The sequence below is a fragment of the Rhodococcus sp. (in: high G+C Gram-positive bacteria) genome (assembly GCF_049299235.1).
Taxonomy (GTDB): domain Bacteria; phylum Actinomycetota; class Actinomycetes; order Mycobacteriales; family Mycobacteriaceae; genus Rhodococcus.
This window is the reverse complement of record NZ_JBAQXC010000142.1, coordinates 1-4252: the sequence shown is the minus strand read 5'-3', so window position 1 is coordinate 4252 and position 4252 is coordinate 1. Positions and strand designations below refer to the sequence as shown.

Annotated in this window: 5 protein-coding genes; all 5 read right to left on the bottom strand. The window is 69.0% G+C overall.

Annotation, left to right across the window (positions count from 1 at the left end; genetic code table 11):
• On the bottom strand, positions 1-1492 hold a 1492-nt coding region (gene pheT / locus WAX14_RS08645; protein WP_422627675.1), incomplete at its 3' end, for a phenylalanine--tRNA ligase subunit beta.
• Between the two features lie 58 nt (positions 1493-1550).
• On the bottom strand, positions 1551-2621 hold the full coding sequence (pheS, locus tag WAX14_RS08640) for a phenylalanine--tRNA ligase subunit alpha (protein ID WP_422627674.1): 1071 nt from the start codon (positions 2619-2621) through the stop codon (positions 1551-1553).
• An 80-nt stretch (positions 2622-2701) separates the two neighbouring features.
• Positions 2702-3514, bottom strand: a complete 813-nt coding sequence (locus WAX14_RS08635; protein ID WP_422627673.1) for a TrmH family RNA methyltransferase — start codon at positions 3512-3514, stop codon at positions 2702-2704.
• Positions 3515-3552: 38 nt separating this feature from the next.
• Positions 3553-3933, bottom strand: a complete 381-nt coding sequence (gene rplT, locus WAX14_RS08630) for a 50S ribosomal protein L20 (RefSeq protein WP_006553977.1) — start codon at positions 3931-3933, stop codon at positions 3553-3555.
• 61 nt (positions 3934-3994) lie between these two features.
• Entirely contained in the window at positions 3995-4189 is a 195-nt protein-coding gene (gene rpmI, locus WAX14_RS08625; RefSeq protein WP_422627672.1) for a 50S ribosomal protein L35, read from the bottom strand.
• Positions 4190-4252: the final 63 nt, after the last annotated feature.

The following is a 4252-nucleotide window of genomic DNA, read 5'->3' as shown; positions in this document are numbered from 1 at the left end:
GTGTCAGCCCGCGCCCGGCCGGGGCGGCAGGCAGCACCGACGGGATCTGCTCGAGACCTTCGAGGCGGAGCACCTCCTCCACCAGATCCGCGGGTTGCCGCAGGTCGCGGCGCCACGACGGCGGCGTCACGATCAGTTGACCGTGCCCGTCGACCCCGACCCCGACCTCGACGCCGCAACCGATCTGGGTGAGCCGACGCGCGGCCGTGCCGTTCGGGTAGGTCACCCCGGCGACCCGGTCCGGCAGGTCGATGTCCATCCGGATCGAAACCGGCTCGACCGGGAACGACACATCGGTCAGGAGCGGTTCGACGCGCCCACCGGCGATCTCCACCAGCAGCGACGCCGCCCGGTCCAGCGCGGGCAACGCCACCTCGGGGTCGACGTTGCGCTCGAAACGCTTGCCTGCCTCACTGGAGAGCTTGTGTCTGCGGTTGCCGCGGAACACCGCCAGCGCATCCCACGTCGCGGCTTCCAGCAGGACATCGGTGGTGGCGTCACCGACCTCGGTGGTGGCGCCGCCCATGATGCCGGCCAGGGAGATGACCCCGGAGTCGTCGGTGATGACGACGTCCTCGGGATCGAGGTCGCGCGCGACGCCGTCGAGGGTGGTGAGCTTCTCCCCCGCGCGAGCCCGCCGGATGACGAGTTCACCCCGCAGGGTCGCCGCATCGAACGCGTGCAGCGGCTGCCCGAGTTCGAGCATCACGTAGTTGGTGACGTCGACGGCCGGGGAGATCGGACGCACCCCGGCGGTGAGCAGTCGCCGCTGCAGCCACCACGGCGACACCGCGTCGGGGTCGATGCCGGTGACCTTGCGCGCGGCGAAGCGGGTGGCGCCCGACTCCGGTTCGAGCCGGACCGGGTAGGCCTCACCGTCGGCGGGGTTCGGGGTGACCTGCGCCGGATCGGAGAATTCCAGGTCGAATCCGCACGCGAGTTCGCGGGTGAGACCGCGCACCGAGAAGCAGTAGCCGCGATCCGGAGTGATGTTCAGTTCGATGACGGTATCGCCGAGGCCGAGCAGGTCGTTGGCGTCGGTGCCGGGTACCGCGCTGCCCTCCTCGAGTACGAGGATGCCCGAGTGGTCCTTGCCGATGCCGAGTTCGGCGATCGAACAGATCATGCCGTCGGATACTCGGCCGTAGGTTGTGCGGGTCGCGATGACGAAGTCGCCGGGCAGCACGGCGCCGGGCAGCGCGGCCACGATCAGGTCACCCTCGGCGAAGTTGCGGGCACCGCACACGATGCCACGCGGCTCGGCTTCACCGACGTCGACCTGGCAGAACCGGATCGGCTTCTTGAATTCGGTGAGCTCGATGATCTCGACGACCCGGCCGACGACAAGGTTGTCGATACGGTCGAGGATGTCGACTTCTTCCACCTCGAGACCGACCCGGACGAATCCCGCGTCGAGTTCCTCCGCGGTGACGTTCCACTCCGGGGTGGCACGCTGCAGGATCTCGGTCAGCCAGGATTGCGCTACTCGCACGTGAGTTCAGCTTTCTCGTTCGTTCGATGCTCGGGAGTTGACGGGTTCGGGGTGGGTGTCAGCCCTGCACACCGAACGGCAGGGTGAATCGCACGTCGCCTTCGACGATGTCGCGCATGTCGGAGATGCCGTTGCGGAACTGCAGGGTGCGTTCGAGTCCCATTCCGAACGCGAACCCCGTGTACACGTCCGGGTCGATGCCCGACGCGCGCAGCACGTTGGGGTTGACCATGCCGCAGCCGCCCCACTCCACCCAGCCGGCGCCGCCCTTCTTGTTCGGGAACCACACGTCGACCTCGGCGGACGGCTCGGTGAACGGGAAGTAGTTCGGACGCATGCGGGTGCGGGTGTCGGGGCCGAACAGGGCGCGGGCGAACGCGTCGAGGGTGCCGCGCAAATGCGCCATCGTCAGGCCCTTGTCCACGGCGAGACCTTCCACCTGTGAGAACACCGGGGTGTGGGTGGCGTCGAGTTCGTCGGTGCGGAAGGTGCGCCCCGGGCACACCACGTAGATGGGAATGTCGCGGGACAGCATGGTCCGCACCTGCACCGGCGAGGTGTGGGTGCGCAGCACCTGCCGTGACCCCTCGGGGGCGATGTGGAAGGTGTCCTGCATGGTCCGCGCCGGGTGGTCCGGCAGGAAGTTCAGGGCATCGAAGTTGAAGTGCTCGGTCTCCACCTCCGGGCCCTCGGCGACCTCCCAGCCCATCGCGACGAAGACGTCCGCGACCTGCTCGGAGATGATCGTGATCGGGTGCCGGGCACCGGCCGGACGACGGCTCGCCGGAAGGGTCACGTCGATGGCCTCGGCGACGAGGACAGCGGCGTCGCGCTCGGCTTGCAACTGTGTCTTGCGTTCGTCGAACGCCGCCTGCACGACCGTGCGGTGCGCGTTGACACGTCTCCCCGCGTCGGCGCGCTCGGTGCCCGGCAACGAACCGAGCGCCCGTTTCGCGAGCGAGATGGGCGCCCGGTCACCGAGGTGCTCGATCTTCGCCTGCGCGAGCGCATCGAGGTCGGTGGCGACGGCGAACGCGTCCTGCGCGGCCTTCTCGGCCGCGGCGAGCGCCTCCTCGGTCAGCGCGCTCGGGTCCACTGCCGGCGGGGTGCCGCCCTCATTGTTGGCCACGACCGGTGCAACTCCTTCTTCCGGCGAACGGTGCTTTCTGCAGCGGCCGGGATCGGGGTCCGGCGCGCAACAGACAAATCCTAGGCGATCGGCCCGGGTGCGCGGTGCTGCACCCGCGCGCTGGCATACAGGCAGATCGACGCGGCGGTGGCCAGGTTCAGGGATTCGGCACGGCCCCGGATGGGAATCCGCACGCGGTGACCGGCCCGGGCGGCGATCCGCGGGTCCAGTCCGTGCGCTTCGCTACCGAACAGCCAGGCGGTGGGTGCGGTGAGCAACTCGTCGGCGTCGTCGAGATCCACCTCACCGTCGGCGGCGGTGGCCAGTACCTGCACACCGGCAGCGGCGAGGCTGTCCAGCACCCGGTCGGTGTCGCGTTCCCTGACGACCGGCAGGTGGAACACACTGCCGGCCGACGAGCGGACGCACTTGCCGTTGTGCGGGTCGACGCTGTCGCCGGCGAGGATCACACCGTCGGCACCGACCGCGTCGGCAACCCGGATCACGGTGCCGGCATTGCCGGGCTCCCCGACCTCGACGGGCACCGCGAGGAGCCGGGCCTGCGACGACAGCGCACGGTCGAGCGGCACGTCGAACAGGTCGCACACGGCGATGATCCCCGGCGGGGTGACGGTGTCCGACAGTCGTGCGGCAGCGCGGTCGGTGACGAACGAGACGCGGATGCGTCGACCGTGTGCGGCGTCGAGCAGACCGGGATATCGGTCTGCTGCGTCGCCGGTGACGAACACCTCGTGGACCGTCGCGGTGCCGAGTGCCTCGGCGACCGAGTTCTCCCCTTCGACGAGGAACCGGCCGGTCTTGCGGCGTTCGGAGGTGCGCTGCAGTTTCACAGCAGAAACGACCCGTGGAGTGCGCTCGGTGAGCGGATCCACGGGTCGTCGCTGTGCTGTCGTGTCGTTCAGCGCGGCACTCAGGCTGCCGGAGCGTTCACGTCGGCCGGCAGCGCGGCCTTCGCGACGGCGACCAGACCCGCGAATGCCTCGGCGTCGGAGACGGCGAGCTCGGCGAGGATCTTGCGGTCGACCTCGACACCGGCGGCCTTGAGGCCCTGGATGAACCGGTTGTAGGTGATGTCGTTGGCGCGGGCAGCGGCGTTGATGCGGCTGATCCACAGCTTGCGGAAGTCACCCTTGCGCGCACGACGGTCGCGGTAGGCGTAGGTCAGCGAGTGGAGCTGCTGTTCCTTGGCCTTGCGGTACAGCCGCGAGCGCTGTCCGCGGTAGCCCTTGGAAGCTTCGAGAATCGAACGGCGCTTCTTCTGGGCGTTGACTGCCCTCTTCACGCGTGCCACTGAAATATCCTGTCAGTTTCGGGGGGCAGAGACTCGCCCCCGGGTTGGTCGGTCGGAAAGGTCAGATGTCGAGCAGACGCTTGATGCGCGGTGCGTCGGCGGCGGCGACGACAGCGGTGCCGTCGAGACGACGGGTGACGCGCGAGGACTTGTGCTCGAGCAGGTGGCGACGGCCGGCCTTCTGGCGCAGGATCTTCCCGCTGCCGGACACCTTGAATCGCTTCGCGGTGCCGCCGTGGGTCTTCGACTTGGGCATGGAGTCCTCAGTTCTTCCGGTTGTTCGGGTACGTCTGCTCGGGTAGCACGGGCCGCGCTGCCC

What these genes read in the sequence shown, in the direction of transcription:
- rpmI (WP_422627672.1), bottom strand. Translation starts at nt 4,189, where the DNA reads ATGCCCAAGTCGAAGACCCACGGCGGCACCGCGAAGCGATTCAAGGTG.